General features: G+C 66.4%; 12 protein-coding genes and 1 pseudogene. 5 read left to right on the forward strand and 8 right to left on the reverse strand.

All coding sequences use genetic code 11. The features are described from left to right. The gene (locus MU582_00405) at window positions 1–1,386 is read left to right on the forward strand and encodes a choice-of-anchor G family protein (GenBank protein ID UPK75130.1); all 1,386 of its coding nucleotides are present in this window, start codon (window positions 1–3) and stop codon (window positions 1,384–1,386) included. A 524-nt stretch (window positions 1,387–1,910) separates the two neighbouring features. Here the strand turns inward: MU582_00405 and MU582_00410 are convergent. The 6 genes from MU582_00410 to MU582_00435 all read right to left on the reverse strand — a co-directional run bounded on the left by MU582_00410 (window position 1,911) and on the right by MU582_00435 (window position 6,872). Next, the gene (locus MU582_00410) at window positions 1,911–2,288 is read right to left on the reverse strand and encodes a GntR family transcriptional regulator (protein ID UPK75131.1); all 378 of its coding nucleotides are present in this window, start codon (window positions 2,286–2,288) and stop codon (window positions 1,911–1,913) included. 44 nt (window positions 2,289–2,332) lie between these two features. Beyond that, window positions 2,333–3,346, reverse strand: coding sequence for a sulfate ABC transporter ATP-binding protein (gene cysA / locus MU582_00415; protein UPK75132.1), 1,014 nt, complete (start codon window positions 3,344–3,346; stop codon window positions 2,333–2,335). A gap of 1 nt (window position 3,347) precedes the next feature. Beyond that, a complete protein-coding gene (locus MU582_00420) occupies window positions 3,348–4,157 on the reverse strand; it encodes a sulfate ABC transporter permease subunit (protein ID UPK75133.1) in 810 nt (269 codons plus the stop codon). Continuing rightward, on the reverse strand, window positions 4,150–4,998 hold the full coding sequence (cysT, locus tag MU582_00425) for a sulfate ABC transporter permease subunit CysT (GenBank protein ID UPK75134.1): 849 nt from the start codon (window positions 4,996–4,998) through the stop codon (window positions 4,150–4,152). Before cysT ends, MU582_00420 begins: the two co-directional genes overlap by 8 nt. Then, entirely contained in the window at window positions 4,995–6,005 is a 1,011-nt protein-coding gene (locus tag MU582_00430; protein UPK75135.1) for a sulfate ABC transporter substrate-binding protein, read from the reverse strand. The genes cysT and MU582_00430 overlap by 4 nt, the downstream gene beginning before the upstream one ends. Window positions 6,006–6,170: 165 nt before the next feature. After that, window positions 6,171–6,872: a GntR family transcriptional regulator gene (locus tag MU582_00435; protein UPK75136.1), complete on the reverse strand. Its 702-nt coding sequence runs from the start codon at window positions 6,870–6,872 to the stop codon at window positions 6,171–6,173. Window positions 6,873–7,080: 208 nt separating this feature from the next. Here MU582_00435 and MU582_00440 point away from each other — a divergent pair, with 208 nt between their 5' ends. From MU582_00440 to MU582_00455, 4 genes are read left to right on the forward strand one after another with little or no spacing between them, the layout of a single operon-like run. After that, window positions 7,081–8,481 (forward strand): hypothetical protein, encoded by a 1,401-nt coding sequence (locus tag MU582_00440; protein ID UPK75137.1) that lies wholly within the window; start codon window positions 7,081–7,083, stop codon window positions 8,479–8,481. Further along, entirely contained in the window at window positions 8,478–9,317 is an 840-nt protein-coding gene (locus MU582_00445; GenBank protein UPK75138.1) for a class A beta-lactamase-related serine hydrolase, read from the forward strand. The genes MU582_00440 and MU582_00445 overlap by 4 nt, the downstream gene beginning before the upstream one ends. Beyond that, complete coding sequence (locus MU582_00450; GenBank protein UPK75139.1) at window positions 9,314–10,888, forward strand: amidohydrolase family protein; 1,575 nt, start codon at window positions 9,314–9,316, stop codon at window positions 10,886–10,888. The genes MU582_00445 and MU582_00450 overlap by 4 nt, the downstream gene beginning before the upstream one ends. Next, window positions 10,885–12,138 carry an FAD-dependent oxidoreductase gene (locus MU582_00455; GenBank protein UPK75140.1) on the forward strand — a complete coding sequence of 418 codons (1,254 nt, stop codon included), beginning with the start codon at window positions 10,885–10,887 and terminating at the stop codon, window positions 12,136–12,138. The genes MU582_00450 and MU582_00455 overlap by 4 nt, the downstream gene beginning before the upstream one ends. 49 nt (window positions 12,139–12,187) lie before the next feature. Here MU582_00455 and MU582_00460 read toward each other — a convergent pair. Continuing rightward, window positions 12,188–12,394, reverse strand: a pseudogene (locus tag MU582_00460) (helix-turn-helix domain-containing protein). Window positions 12,395–12,700: 306 nt separating this feature from the next. Further along, on the reverse strand, window positions 12,701–13,912 hold the full coding sequence (locus MU582_00465; protein UPK75141.1) for an ROK family transcriptional regulator: 1,212 nt from the start codon (window positions 13,910–13,912) through the stop codon (window positions 12,701–12,703). Window positions 13,913–13,938: the final 26 nt, after the last annotated feature.

Below are 13,938 nucleotides of genomic sequence, written 5' to 3' on the forward strand. Positions count from 1 at the left end.
ATGATTCGCAGGTACGCCACCCTGTCGGTGGCTACGGCCCTGGTGGCCGGCGCGTGCCTCACGGCACCGCCGGCCACGGCCGCCGATCACTCGTCGGCACGGGCGCGGTTCATCTCGGCCGATGTCGCAGGCATCGACCTCGGGCCGCTCGCCGCGCTGAAGGGTGTGACGGCCCATCAGCGCGGCGGGCATACGGTCACGAAGGCGAACAAGTTCAAGGGCTCGTTGCTCGGTACGACGATCCCGCTGAACAAGTACGCCAAGCAGCTCACCCTCGGCGGAGCCATCACCATGGGTGGCATCACGCAGTACGCGCAGGCCAAGTCGAACGGCCGGTCCCGGGCGTACGCGGGTCTCGTGAGCTCGTCGGGGGCGATCGGCGACAACGGCGGGCACCGGGTGCCGAAGAGCGCGACCGTCAATCTGTCGAAGCTGATGAAGGGTCGCGTACCGGACTTCGTCAACGAGCAGGTCAAGGATCTCCGCGTCAGGTTCCGGGGCCTGACCGCCGTCGCCGCGATGAACGGACGGCGCAACGACGCACCGGCGACGCGATGCCGGAACCTCGACCGACCGAAGCACTGTCTCGGCTATCAGCTCGGCAACGTTTCGATCGGTGCGCGCCTCCCGGCGCTGAAGGACCTGTACGCGCAGGTCAGCCCCCTGTGGTCGGCGTTCGACGGCAAGTCCAAGCCGATCGGTGAGATCTGCCGCTCGCTGCTGCGACCGCTGCCGCAAGTCCAGCCGGCATGCGGTGCGCTGGACAACAACCCGTTCATGCAGGTGAGCATCAAGCCGCCGAATGCGAACGCGTTGATCAATGTGTTCCGGCGGGCCGGTCGACACCATGGTCTGTTCGTGAACCCGAAGACCGGCGCGGTCAAGCTCGACGCAGATCGCTTCCTGTCGGGGATGGGCGTTGACGTCAACCGGCTCGGGCAGGGCACCAACGTCGTCAGCTACGTGACACAGGCGATGGACACCGGCGTGGCCACGGCACTCAACCAGACGGCACAGCGGGTGATCGACGAGGTCGTCGCCGAGCTCGAGAAGTCGGCGATCACGATTCGTCCTGCCGGCGGAGCGCCGTTCACGGTGCATGTTCGTGACCTGTCGCCGCTGTACCTGCCACTGGTCTACGCACTGAAGGCGGCCGTCACGGAAGGCATCCGCCACGGCGTCGGCCAGGTCACAAGCCAGATCCTGCCCGCGCTTCGGCAGGCCGACGCGTACAGCAACCAGGTCCAGCTGCTTGCGAACGTGCAAGACCGGACCCCGAGCGGTGCGTACCGCGTCACTGCCTTGCGCGTACGGATCAACGACCAGGAGGCGCTGCCCGGCAACGTCGATCTCGCGACAGTGGCGGTCGGCCCGAACGGGCGGTGAACTGCGGGTCGGTCTTCCCCGCTTCTACCGTGCGACTACTCGTCTGCCCGGTCCCGCTCGCTGTCGGCTTTCCCGGCTCCTTCGGCTGGGGAAAGACGCGGCGACGCGGGGGCCGCAACTACGACCTCGGGTTGCTTGCCGGCTCACCCGTTCCGGTCGGCTTTTGTGGGGTCGATGGGTGGCGCTTTACCAAGTAAACATGGTGAAACTCCACTTTGCACGGCGTGGACACCGTGCAAAGTGACAGGTTGCCGTGCTCGTTGGTACGCCAGCGACTACCGGTACGGATGTGACGTCGAAACCGAACGTTACCCCGATCCCATATTAAGGTTCGGGGAAGCCGCCAAGCAACCGAACCGAACTGGCGCCTCCGCGCGTCGCCGCGTCTTTCCCCAGCCGAAGGAAGCAGAAGGCCGACAGCGACGAGGAATCGGGCAGGCGGGTGGTCGCAGGCGAGGCAAACGGATCAACTGACAGCGCAGCCGAATCGGGCAGCCGGGAGGTCGCACCGACCGAAGTTGCCTTCACCGCTCGCTGTGCAGTGTCGTGTGCAGTAACGCCTCGACGCTCTCGTGGTCGAGTCCGGCGTCGCGGGCGTGCCGCAGCCAGACCTGTAGTTCGCGGCGAAGCGGGGCGTGTGCCGCGATCTCCGCGTCGGAGACAGGGGTGAGTACGAAGGTGCCGACGCCGGGTCGCGCCTCGACAAGACCGTCGCGCTCCAGCTCGCGGTACGCCCGGAGCACCGTGTTGGGGTTGATCGCGAGCTGTGCGGCCGCACCCTTCACCGTCGGGAGCTGATCGCCCTTCCGCAGCATCCCGAGAGTCAGCGCGTGCCGAACCTGCCGCACGATCTGCCAGTACGAGGAGATGCCGGAACGCTCATCCAGGTAGAACTCGATCACCGCTGTCCAATCTCTCGATGCGCTCCGGCAGCGCTACTTCCCGGTCACACTGCCCGTACGGCGGCGCGTACGGGCGCCGTCTGCTCAGCGGTCAGCCAGACTTCCGAGCCGATCTCGAGCCCGAGGTTGCGGGCGTGGGAACGTGTCGTCACAGCCGTGACGTTCTCGCCTTCGTCGGTGCGTACGCCGAGCCGTACCGCGAAGCCGATCCGCAGCAACCGGGTGATCTCGCCCCGGACCGCGTCCGGGGCGGCGTTCACCACCTCGACTCCGATGTCGTGGGGGCGTACCTGCCGCCCGCCGAGAGTGGTCACCTCGCCGAGGAAACCCATCACGAAGTCGTTGGCCGGCTCGTCGTAGAGCTGGTCGGGCGTGCCGACCTGTTCGATGCGGCCGTCGTTGATCACGACGATCTCGTCGGCGACCTCCATCGCCTCCTCCTGGTCGTGGGTGACGAAGACCGTCGTCACGTGCACGTCGTCGTGGAGTCGGCGCAACCATTCGCGCAGCTCCTTTCGCACCTTCGCGTCGAGGGCGCCGAACGGCTCGTCGAGCAACAGGACGGTCGGCTCGACGGCGAGGGCACGGGCGAGCGCCATCCGCTGTCGCTGGCCGCCGGACAGCTGCGCAGGCAGCCGGTCCGAGAACTGCGATAGGTGCACCAGCTCCAGCAGCTCGTCTACGCGCTTTCGGATGCGCGCCTGGTCGCTGCGCCGCTTCGACGTGCCCGGGATGCGGGTACGCCCGGGCGAGCGGATCTCCAGTCCGAACGCGACGTTCTTCGCAACGCTCAGGTGCTTGAACACGGCGTAGTGCTGGAAGACGAACCCGACGTTGCGCTTCTGGGGTGGCAGCTTCGTCGCATCGGTGCCTTCGATCTCGACGAGACCGGAGTCGGCCGTCTCGAGGCCGGCGATGATCCGGAGCAGGGTCGACTTCCCGCCCCCCGATGGGCCGAGCAGCGCGGTCAGCTGGCCGGACGGGATCGAAACGGAGACGTCGTCGAGAGCGACGAAGTCGCCGAATCTCTTGTTGACGCCCGCGATCTCAATGCTCATGTCAGTTGTGCTCCTTTGGACGCAGGATCGAGACGACGACGATGCAGACGACGCTGACCGCCGCGAGGATGAACGAGGTCGCGTACGCCGCGCTCTGCTCGAAGTTCTGGTATTTCTGCTCGACGACCAAGGTGGCCGTCTGGGTCTGGCCGGCGAAGTTGCCCGAGACGATCTTCACGGCGCCGAACTCGCCGAGTGACCGGGCGAGAGAGAGGACGACGCCGTACACGACGGCCCATTTGATGCTGGGCAGCGTGATTCGCAAGAACGTCTGGCGCGCGCCCGCCCCAAGGGAGCGCGCTGCCTGCTCCTGGTCGTCGCCGATCTCGGTCAGGGTGGGTACGACCTCGCGGATGACCAACGGCAACGCCACGAAGCAGGTCGCCATGATCATGCCCGGGCTGTTGAAGATCACCTGGAGCCCGCCGCTTTCGACGGTCGGCCCGAACCAGCCGTCGCGCCCGTTGTAGACGAGCAAGAGAGCGAGGCCGACCACCACTGGTGAGACCGACAGCGGTACGTCGATCAGTGTCGAGAGCAGTCGTTTGCCCGGGAACTCGTAGCGTACGAGCAGGATCGAGATCGTCACCCCGAAGACCAGGTTGATGGCAACCGCCCATAGCGCGACCTCGACGGTCAACGACAGTGCGCTGCGTACGTTCGGGTCCGAGAAGATCCCCTCGAGCGAGGCGAACCCGTCGGCGAACGTGTGCTTGACGACGAGCGCAACGGGCCAGGCGACGAGAAGGAAGACGTATCCGAGCGCGAGGAGTCGCAGACCCCAGCGCACGGCGATGGATCGCTCACCCACGGCGCGCCACCCTTCTCTGCAGGAGGTCGAGTCCGACGATCACGATCAACGCGACGGCCAACATCACCGACGCGAGCGCCGCGGCACCCGCGTTGTTGCCGTTCTCGATGAACGTGAGAACCCGAACCGACACGACCTCGGTCTGGAACGGCAGGTTGCCCGACAGCAGCACCAGCGAGCCGTACTCAGAGATCGCGCGGGCGAACGACAGTGCCGCGCCTGCGGCGATGGCGGGAGTCAGGCTCGGCAGGATGATCCGCCGGAAGATGGTGAACCGGGATGCTCCGAGCGAGGCGGCGGCCTCCTCGACGTCACGGTCGAGCTCTTCGAGTACGGGCTGAACGGCGCGTACGACGAACGGCAGGGTGACGAACGCGAGCGCGAGCAGCACGCTGTTCTTCGTGTTCGCCCACTCGAGGCCGAGCGGACTGTTGGTCCCATACAGGGAGAGGAGTACGAGGCCGGCGACGATCGTCGGCAAGGCGAACGGGATGTCGATCACGACGTCCATCGCCGACTTGCCCCAGAACCTGTCGCGTACGAGTACCCACGCGATGACGGTGCCGATGACCGCGTTGACCGCGGTGACGATGAGCGACTGGCCGACGGTCAGCCGGATCGCCGCCCAGGTCTGGTCGTTGGACAACGTGGTCACGTACTGGTCCCAACCCCCGCCCGCCGCGGTCGCGACGACCGCGGCGAGCGGGATGAGCACCAGCAGGCTGAACCACATCACGGAGACGCCGAGACCCAGTGCAGAGCCGCGGGTGAGCGTCGAACCCCCAGCCGGGCGCCCCTTGTTGCGCGTGCGGGTGATCGTTTCGGCGGTTGCTGAAGTCATTCGGTCTGACCAGTCTTCTGCTGCAGCTCGGGGATGATGCCGGTGTCCTCGTCGAAGTACTTGTCGGCCGCAGCGTCCCAGCCGCCGAAGTCGTCATCGATCGTGTAGAGGGTCTTCGGCTCCGGGAACGGGTTCTGCGGGTCGGTCGCGCCGTCGACGTCGGTCTGCACGCCGTCGATCACCGGCCGGAAACCGCTCTTGGCGTAGTCGGTCTGGGCGTCCTTGCTGAGTAGGAAGTCGAGGAAGTCCGATGCAATTGCGTCGGCATCCTTGGTGACCGCGGCCGGGTTCTCGATCAGCAGGGTGTCGTCGGGGACGATGTAGTCGACGTCCTCGCCCTGCTGTCGCGCGAGGATCGCCTCGTTCTCGTACGAGAGAAGGACGTCGCCGTTGCCGCCGGTGAACGCCGTCGTGGCCTCGCGTCCGCTGCCCGGCAACGCGATGACGTTCTGCAGGAGTTTGGTGACGTACGCCTTGCCGGCGTCGTCGTCCTTGCCCTTGGTGGCGTGCGCCCAGCCGGCGAGGATGTTCCAGCGGGCCGAACCCGATGATCCGGGGTTCGGAGTGATGATCTCGACGCCGGGCTTGACCAGATCGTCCCATCCGGAGATGTTCTTCGGGTTGCCCTTCCGTACGACGAACACCACCACCGATGACGTCGCGATTCCCTTGGTCGGACCGGACTTCCAGTCCTTGTCGACGATGCCGGCGTCGACGAGTCGGGTCACGTCGGTCTCCAGCGAGAAGTGGATGAGGTCGGCGTCGAGATCGTTCTCGACCGCGCGGCTCTGGTCGCCGGAAGCGCCGTACGACTCCTTGAAGACGGCTCCCTCGCCTTCAGCGGTGTCTTGGAAGTCAGCGATGATCGGCTTGTTCGCGGCCTCGAGTACGGAGTACCCGACGATGCTCACCTGCTTGTCCGGTGACGCGCCGCTGCTCGAGCAGGCGGTCAAGGCCAGCGCGCCGGTGACTGCCGTCGCCACTGCGATCGTGAACTTGTGCTTCATGGTGGCTCTCTCCCGCCTCCGAGCACGAAGGCGTAACTAGTGAATCTCGAGTAGTTTAAGCGACTAAGACCTTAATATCATCCCAGGGGTGGGTTCGCGGGGGGTTTCAGCTAGTGAGCGGGGGAGTGCCTCGTTGTGACGAGGTCGTTGTGAGCCTGCGGATCCCTACCCGGGCGATCCCTTGAGATCGATGATTGCTTGACGCAGTGCTTCGATGTTTCCGTCCCGATGCACATTGAGCATGTGCACGAGCCCGCGTGCATCCCGGGCGCGTACCGCATCGATGATCGCGTGGTGCTCTTCTTCGAATCTGCGACGGCGTTCGTCGTCGCCGTAATGCACCGACCGGTACGCGGCGGTCGACTCCCATAGTCGGGAGAGCAGCTGCACGAGATGCGGCATCCGCGCGGCCTCGAAGATGATGAAATGGAATCGGCGGTTGGCCGACGCGATCGCGAGGACGTCCTCGCTCGTGCCGGCGGCTTCGACCGCAGCCTCGGCGGCCTCCAGCTCGGCGATCTGCTCATCGCTGATCAGCTTGATTGCCTGGCGCGCGGCTTCGGTTTCGAGCAGCCGACGGAGGCGGTAGATCTCGCTGAGATCGTCGACGGTGAGCTCGCTGACGACATACCCGCGGCGTGGTCGATACTCGACCTGCCCTTCGCCCTCGAGGATCTTGAGCGCTTCGCGGATCGGCACCCGGCTCACGCCGAGCAGCTCGGCCAGTGAGTCCTGTCGAATCGGCTGACCGGGCCGCAGGTCACCGGTCAGGATGAGCCGCCGCAGCTCGCTGAGCGCGTAGTGGGGTGTTGTCATCGGCCGGCGTGCAGCGGCATCGGAGTCTGCTCGTGGCGTTGAGAAACTCATGGACACCGTAATTCGTCGCGGTCACTGTCGGTCGCCACGCTATCGGGCCCCCTGCTGCCGGAGGAGACGACGATGTGCTCGTCGGGGTGTTCCGGCATGCGTCGAGGCCCTTGCGGATTCGAGATTGGATCAAGTATACATCATCCAACCTTCAGTCAGCTGTCCGAGAGCACCCACCTGGGCCTCCGGATAGGCAAGGAGATGATGAATGTCAGCGACAGTCACCGGACGGCCGACGACGCAGAACCTCGTCGCAATCGGCGCCGTACTCGTCGGCCTGGTTGCGTCCGTACTCGTACACCTGCTGACCAGCTCGCCGAGTCTGTGGGGGCTGCTCCCCATCGCGTTCTACGCAGTGCTGGTGCTCATCGGGGTCAACATCATCCTCGCGACGGGCGGGGCGATCATCAGCGCGGCCATTCTGACCGGCACGACACCGCTCGCACTGGGCGACATGCTCGCAGAGTCGCTCGGCTCCTTCCTCGTACTCGTCGGGTTCATCGTCCTGCTGGGCGCCGGCCTCGGAGAGGTGGCTGCGCGTACGGGTGCTGCGCACTCGCTCGTGCACGGCGTGATGAGCCGGATCGGTCTGCGTACGCAACTGCAGGTCCAGATCGGTGTCATGGTGGCGGGTACGGCCTTGAGCGCGATGCTCGGCACGATGGTCGGTGCAACGGCCGTACTGGCGACGGTTGCGATCCCGCTGGCAGCGAAGGTACGGCTGAGCCCGCCCGCGGTTGCCGCGATGTTCCATGCGGGCGGAGCCGCTGGCCTCTTCGTCGGTCCGTTCACCCCGCCGGTCGTCACGATCACCGGTGTCACCGACATCAGCTACGCCGAGTACCTGCTGAAGGCCGGCGGTCCGATGGCGCTGGCCACGTGGATCACCGGGTTCTTCATGGCGCGCTGGATCCAGCGCCGTTACGGCGCAGAGCACCATTACTCGGAGGAGGATCTCGGTGAGGTGACCGGCGAGACCAAGACTCCGACGCATGCGCGTGCGGCCAGCATCGCGTTCGTCGTGACGCTCGCGGGCCTCGCGACGATCGGCATCATCGTCGAGGCGACCGCCAGCTACATCCCGCTCGTCATGATCGTCACCGCGGCAGTGACCGGGCTCGCGGGCCGACTCGGGCCAACCGCGATCCTGGATGCGATGTACGCCGGCGGCGCTCGGATGCTCTGGCTGGTGTTCTTGTTCTGGCTCTTCGACCCCTTCCTGATCCTGTCCGAGCAGACCGGTGGGTACGAAGCGCTCCTGGACGTACTGGAGCCGATGACGGCGACGACGAGCGTGACCCTGGTCGGCCTGGTACTCGTTCTGGTCGGGTGGCTCGGCATCTCCGGTGCTGCCGTCGCTCAGGTGACGTTGATGGACAAGCTCTTCGCGCCACTTGCCGCCAGCCTAGGCATCAACCCAGGTGCATGGTCACTCATTCTGCTCGCCAGCTCGCAGATCGACTGGTTCGGACCGTTCCCCGGCCCCGACATGGTTGCGCAGATGGGGCTTGCGCGGTCTCGAAGCCTGCGGCTCATCCTCTACAACGGTTGGGCGATCATGGTCGCGAACGTACTCATGCTCGTCGTACTCATCCCGGTGCTCACGTGACGACTGACGTGAACGCGGACCAGCTGCGCGCGGACGTCGAAGCGGTCATCGCGCGCGCCAGTGGCGAGATCGCAGTGGCCATCGACCTCCGAGGCGGCGACTCCGGGCAGGTCAGGCTCGGGAGCAATGCGAGGTTCCCCGCCGCGAGCATCGTCAAGCTCGCGGTCTTGCTCACCGTCCTGACCCACGTCGATCGTGGACGGCTCGCGCTCGACGAGGTGGTGTCGCTGGACCGGAGCGCGGACGTCGGCGGCTTCGGCGTACTCGTCGATGTGCCCAGCGTGCACAGCCTCCGTCTTCGTGAGCTGCTCGCTCTGATGATCGGGTTCAGCGACAATACGGCGTCCAACGCGTGCATCGACCTCGTCGGACTCGATGAGATCGCCGTTGCCCTCGACTCGGCCGGCCTACGGGACACGACAGTGCAGCGACGGCTGATGGATCTCGATGCCGAGGAGGCCGGCCTGCGCAATGAAGTGACCGCTGCCGACGCAGCTCGACTGGTGTGGCTGCTCGTCCGAGGTACGGCGGTGTCGCCTCGCCTGCGCGACGTGGCATGGCAGCTGTTGCTCGGCCAACGGGTCAACGACAGGCTCCCGCGGAAACTGCACCCCGATGTCGTCATCGGACACAAGACCGGTGAGTTGCCGGGCGTACGCCACGATGTCGGTGTCCTGCAGTACGCCGATAGAAGCGCCGCGGTCGCCGTGCTCACCAAGGGTTTCACCGATCAACGTACGGCGCAGTGCAACGACGGTGGTGACGCATGCGATCTGATCGCGGAGATCGGGAGCATCGTCGGAACCCACCTCCGTACCGGAAAGGCGGCAGTTTGAAGTACCTCATCCGTGGGGGTTCGATCGTCGACGGCACCGGTGCGCAGCCGGTACGCGGCGACCTCCTCTTATCGGGGTCTCGCATCGCCGCCCGCTTGGCGCCGGGTGAGACCGGGCCAACCGATGCGGTGGTCATCGATGCGACCGGGCGGTACGTGTGCCCGGGTTTCATCGACGTTCATTCGCATGCGGACAACTCACCGTTGCTCGAGAGCGATGATCGCTCGAAGCTGATGCAGGGCGTGACGACCGAGATCGTCGGGAACTGCGGATTCAGTCTTGCGCCCGCGGCACCGGGCCGCCGGATGGAGTTCGGGGAGTACCTGCGCAGGTTGTTTCCGCCGACCAGCGTTCGATGGTCGACGTTCGGTGAGTTCCTGGCACACGTCGACGAGCGCGGGTCGGTCACCAACTACTGCCCTCTGGTCGGCCACGGTGCGCTCCGGTTCGCCGTCGTGGGTATGAACCGCGGGTTGGACTCGACGGAGTTGCAACGGATGCGGTCCGAGTTGGAGGCAGCGCTCGAAGCCGGCGCATTCGGGATGTCGAGCGGGCTCGTCTACCCGCCCGGATCATCTGCAGACAGCGCTGAGATCACGTACCTCGCCGACGCGCTGCAGGGCCGGATCTACGCGACGCATCAGCGGGCCGAGGGCGCGCATCTGATGCCGAGCCTGGCCGAAGCACTCGACGTCGCGCGGAGCACGAGCGCGCGGCTCCAGATCTCGCACCTCAAGGCGATGGGTCGTCCGAACTGGGGAGCAACCAGAGCAGCGCTCTACGCGATCGACGAAGCATCGGACGCGGGTGCGTCGGTTGCGCAAGACGTCTACCCCTACACCGCGACGTCGACGACGTTGATGTCACTGCTCCCGCCAGAGTTCCTCGTCGGCACCAACCAGGAGGTGCTCGATCGACTCGGGTCCCGCGGTGCGGTCGATCGGCTGCGGGAGTTGCTCGAATCCGGAGTCGACGGGTGGGAGAACCGCGCCGCGTACGCCGGGTGGGGCGGAGTGCTGGTTTCGTACAGCGCGAGCGGTGCAGATCAGGGCCGGACGCTGGCCGCGATCGCCGAGGAAGCCGGCGAGGACCCGGTCGAGACCCTCGTACGCGTACTTCGCCGGGAACGCCTCGAGGTGACCGCGAGTACGTTCCTGATGGACGAACGTGACATCGAGGTGGTGCTCGGGCATCCACGGACGATGATCGGCTCCGATGGTCTCCCCGTCGGAGCCGCGGCCAGACCGCATCCGCGGTTGTTCGGCACCTTCCCGCGGATTTTCGCCCAGTACGTCGGCTCCGGTCGGCCGCTCGACTTCGCGGAGGCAGTACGTCGGATGACCTCGTTGCCAGCAGAGTGGTTCCGCGTCCCAGAACGCGGTCTGATCAGGTCCGGGATGATCGCGGACCTCGTGATCGTCAACCCGCTCGCCGTCAGCGACACCGCGACGTATGCGGAGCCGGAGCAGTATCCCGAGGGTGTGGAAACGGTGGTTCTGGGCGGACAGCCGGTGGTCCGCGACGCCGTCTACTGCGGTGAGCGCCGAGGCACGCGTTTGGAGCCGGCATGAGTCGGGTGACAACGGATGTCGTCGTTGTCGGTGCTGGTGCGGTCGGCGCGTCCGTCGCATACGAACTCGCCGACGGTGGAGCCGATGTCGTCCTACTGGACGCAAACCCCCGGGTCGGTGACGGATGTTCAGCGGCAAACGCCGGCCTGCTGACCCCGAGTCACGTCGAGCCGCTCGCCAACTCCGCGAACGTCATCGCCGGCGCGCGCTCGATAGTGCGCCCGTCGGGACCGTTCGCGATGAGCCCGCGGCCCCAGCTGATGCCGTGGATGATGCGGTTCCTCGGCTCGGTCGGCCCCAAGCAGGTGGCGTTGCGCGCGGCACGGCTCAAGGAGCTCGCCGCGTACAGCCTTCGACTGCATCACTCCTACGCCACCGCAGGGTTGGGATCCGGACTCGCATCGACCGGCGTCCTAGACGTGTACTCGACCCAGAAGAGTTTCGATCGCGCCAGCTCGGCACTTGGCGAGACCAACCGCGTACGCGTGCTGGACGCAGCCGGTGCACGCCGCGAACAGCCGTCGCTCGGTGAGGTGAGGGGAGCTGTGCACCATCTAGGGGAGGCGCACTGCGACGGCCGGCAGTTCGTCGGTGCGGTCAGCGAAGCCGCGCGCCGTGCGGGTGCCGTCGTCCGGCTCGGCCAGGCCGTCACCGGTGTGCTCGTCCGCAATGGCCGAGTGCTCGGCGTCGAGACCACCGATGGTCGCATCGATGCCGAACACGTTGTCATTGCCGGTGGGGTCGGGAGTTCTCGTCTCGTTCGGTCGGTCGGCCATCGACTTCCGATGCAGGCGGGCAAGGGATACGTGATCGATGTCGAGGCCAGCGGACCCGCGCCGTCGATCCCGATCTCGTTCAAGGATCTGCGGGTTGTGGCGACGCCGTATCCGGACCGACTTCGAATCTGCGGAACCTTCGAGCTGACCGGTGACGACCGCTCGATCGACGATCGACGAATCCGCTCGGTTTTGGATGGTGCGCGGGGAATGCTCCCGTCGCTTCGGGTCGAAAGCGTCCTACAGGCCCGTGCGGGACTTCGCCCGTGCAGCCCAGACGGCCTTCCTTACATCGGGCGTACGCGCACGACAGAGAACCTGGTCTTCGCCACCGGGCACGGCATGTGGGGCCTGACTCTCGCGCCGGTCACGGGACGACTGGTGGCGAAGGGGATCCTCGACGAAGCGCCGACGCTCAATGAGGCGGCGCTGTCGCCGGATCGGTTTCGACCGCTGCTCACCCCCGCTGCCTGATCGGCGCACGGCGCGGTCAGGCGCTTCGAGCCTCCATGCGCTGATCGCGGGGAAGAAGTTCGGTGATGGGGACTGCGTAGAACTCGGCCAGCTCATACAGGCGCTGAACCGATACGGCGCGGTCGCCGCGCTCGTACGAACTGACGACGACGGCCTTCCAGCGACCGCGTGATCGCTGCTCGACGCCCTTCAGGGAAAGTCCGTGCCGCTGTCGGATCGCACGCAGCCGCTGCCCTACTGCCTTGGCATACTCCATGTTCCGCAAGAGGTCACTCCACTTGTAAATATCGGTTACTGAAGAGTACCCGCTACCAGGCTCGACCGTCCTGTTGCCGTCTCATGCGCTGGATTTCGTGTGGAATCCGTCGTATGTGCCTGGTTCAACGACGATCCCACAGGTGAGGGTCAGTCCGGAATGCCCCAGCCGGTGGCCATGCGTCCACCGTCGACACCCTCCACCGTTCGAGCGCAGACTTCGTCACGATGTGCCGACGCGCGCTCGACGCAGGTGGAGTATGGGCACCGCGTCAGAGGCGCTTGCCCCGTCGCTCGCAGTAACGAGTCAGGCGCGGGAACGCTGTACGTACGCGTCGACCGCCTCGGGTGCGAGCACCGAGTCGATGACCATGGCGCTGGCGCCGAGTACGCCCGCCTCGACCCCGGTTTTGGAGGTGACGATCTGGAGCCCGGTGGTCGCAAGCGGCAGCGAGCGTTGGTAGACGATCTCGCGTACGCCGGCGAGCAGGAACTCACCGGCTTCGGCAAGCTTGCCGCCGAGCACGATGATCGAGGGGTTGAGCAGGCTCACGCAGGTGGCGAGCACCGTTCCGATATCGCGACCCGCCTGGCGTACGGCGTGCACGGCGCGTACGTCGCCGCCGCGTACGGCATCGACGATGTCCTGCAGGGTCTCTGCGTTGCTGCCGGACTCGCGAAGATGGGCGGCGATGGCAGGTCCGGCGGCGATCGCCTCGAGGCACCCGGTGTTGCCGCATCGGCAGACGACCTCCTCGGCGGTACTCGACGCGACCCGTACGTGCCCGAGGTCGCCCGCCGATCCTTGCGCGCCGCGATCGAGCCGACCGTCGGTGATGATCCCCGAGCCGATTCCGGTCGCCACCTTCACGAACAGCAGATGTTCGTGGACCGACCACTCCTTGGCGTGCTCGCCCAGCGCCATCAGGTTGACGTCGTTGTCGACGAGGATCGTCGTGTCGAACGTCTTGCCGAGGTGCCCGGGTACGTCGAAGGCGTCCCAGCCCGGCATGATCGGTGGGTTCGTCGGCTTGCCGGTCGCGTGCTCAACGGGCCCCGGAATGCCGACGCCGATACCGGCGAGCTCGGCATGTTCGGTCTCCTCGAGCATCGCCGTCGCCTCCGCAGCAACCGTGTCGAGCACGGCAACGGGTCCGTCGGCGATCGTCATGTCGAGAGTCTTCTCCGCCAACAGCTGACCGCCGAGATCGGTGAGAGCGACGCTCATATGGGTCGCTCCGAGGTCGACGGCGAGTACGGCGCGCGCGGAGGTGTTCCAGGCAAACCGGGCAGCCGGGCGTCCGCCGGTGTGCGCGGTGCCGCCGATCGGTGCGATCAACCCGGCCGCGAGCAGAGCATCGACGCGCTGGGTGATCGTCGAGCGCGCCAGCCCGGTCACCTGGGCCAGTTCCGCGCGGGTGCGCGGCTGGCCGTCACGCAGGAGCTGGAACAGGTCACCCGCACCGGGTGCCGCCCCCGGGCCCGAGGTCGGTACTGGGGACATGTGTACCTCTGTCATCTCGTCAGAATGGCCGCCTCGTTGCG

The sequence above is a fragment of the Nocardioidaceae bacterium SCSIO 66511 genome (assembly GCA_023100825.1).
Taxonomy (GTDB): Bacteria; Actinomycetota; Actinomycetes; order Propionibacteriales; family Nocardioidaceae; genus Solicola.

Excerpts from the sequence above, each read along its gene's own strand:
- MU582_00405 (UPK75130.1), top strand. The coding sequence starts at position 1 with ATGATTCGCAGGTACGCCACCCTGTCGGTGGCTACGGCCCTGGTGGCC.
- cysA (UPK75132.1), bottom strand. The coding sequence starts at position 3,346 with ATGAGCATTGAGATCGCGGGCGTCAACAAGAGATTCGGCGACTTCGTC.
- cysT (UPK75134.1), bottom strand. The coding sequence starts at position 4,998 with ATGACTTCAGCAACCGCCGAAACGATCACCCGCACGCGCAACAAGGGG.
- MU582_00430 (UPK75135.1), bottom strand. The coding sequence starts at position 6,005 with ATGAAGCACAAGTTCACGATCGCAGTGGCGACGGCAGTCACCGGCGCG.
- MU582_00435 (UPK75136.1), bottom strand. The coding sequence starts at position 6,872 with ATGAGTTTCTCAACGCCACGAGCAGACTCCGATGCCGCTGCACGCCGG.
- MU582_00440 (UPK75137.1), top strand. The coding sequence starts at position 7,081 with ATGTCAGCGACAGTCACCGGACGGCCGACGACGCAGAACCTCGTCGCA.
- MU582_00455 (UPK75140.1), top strand. The coding sequence starts at position 10,885 with ATGAGTCGGGTGACAACGGATGTCGTCGTTGTCGGTGCTGGTGCGGTC.
- MU582_00465 (UPK75141.1), bottom strand. The coding sequence starts at position 13,912 with ATGACAGAGGTACACATGTCCCCAGTACCGACCTCGGGCCCGGGGGCG.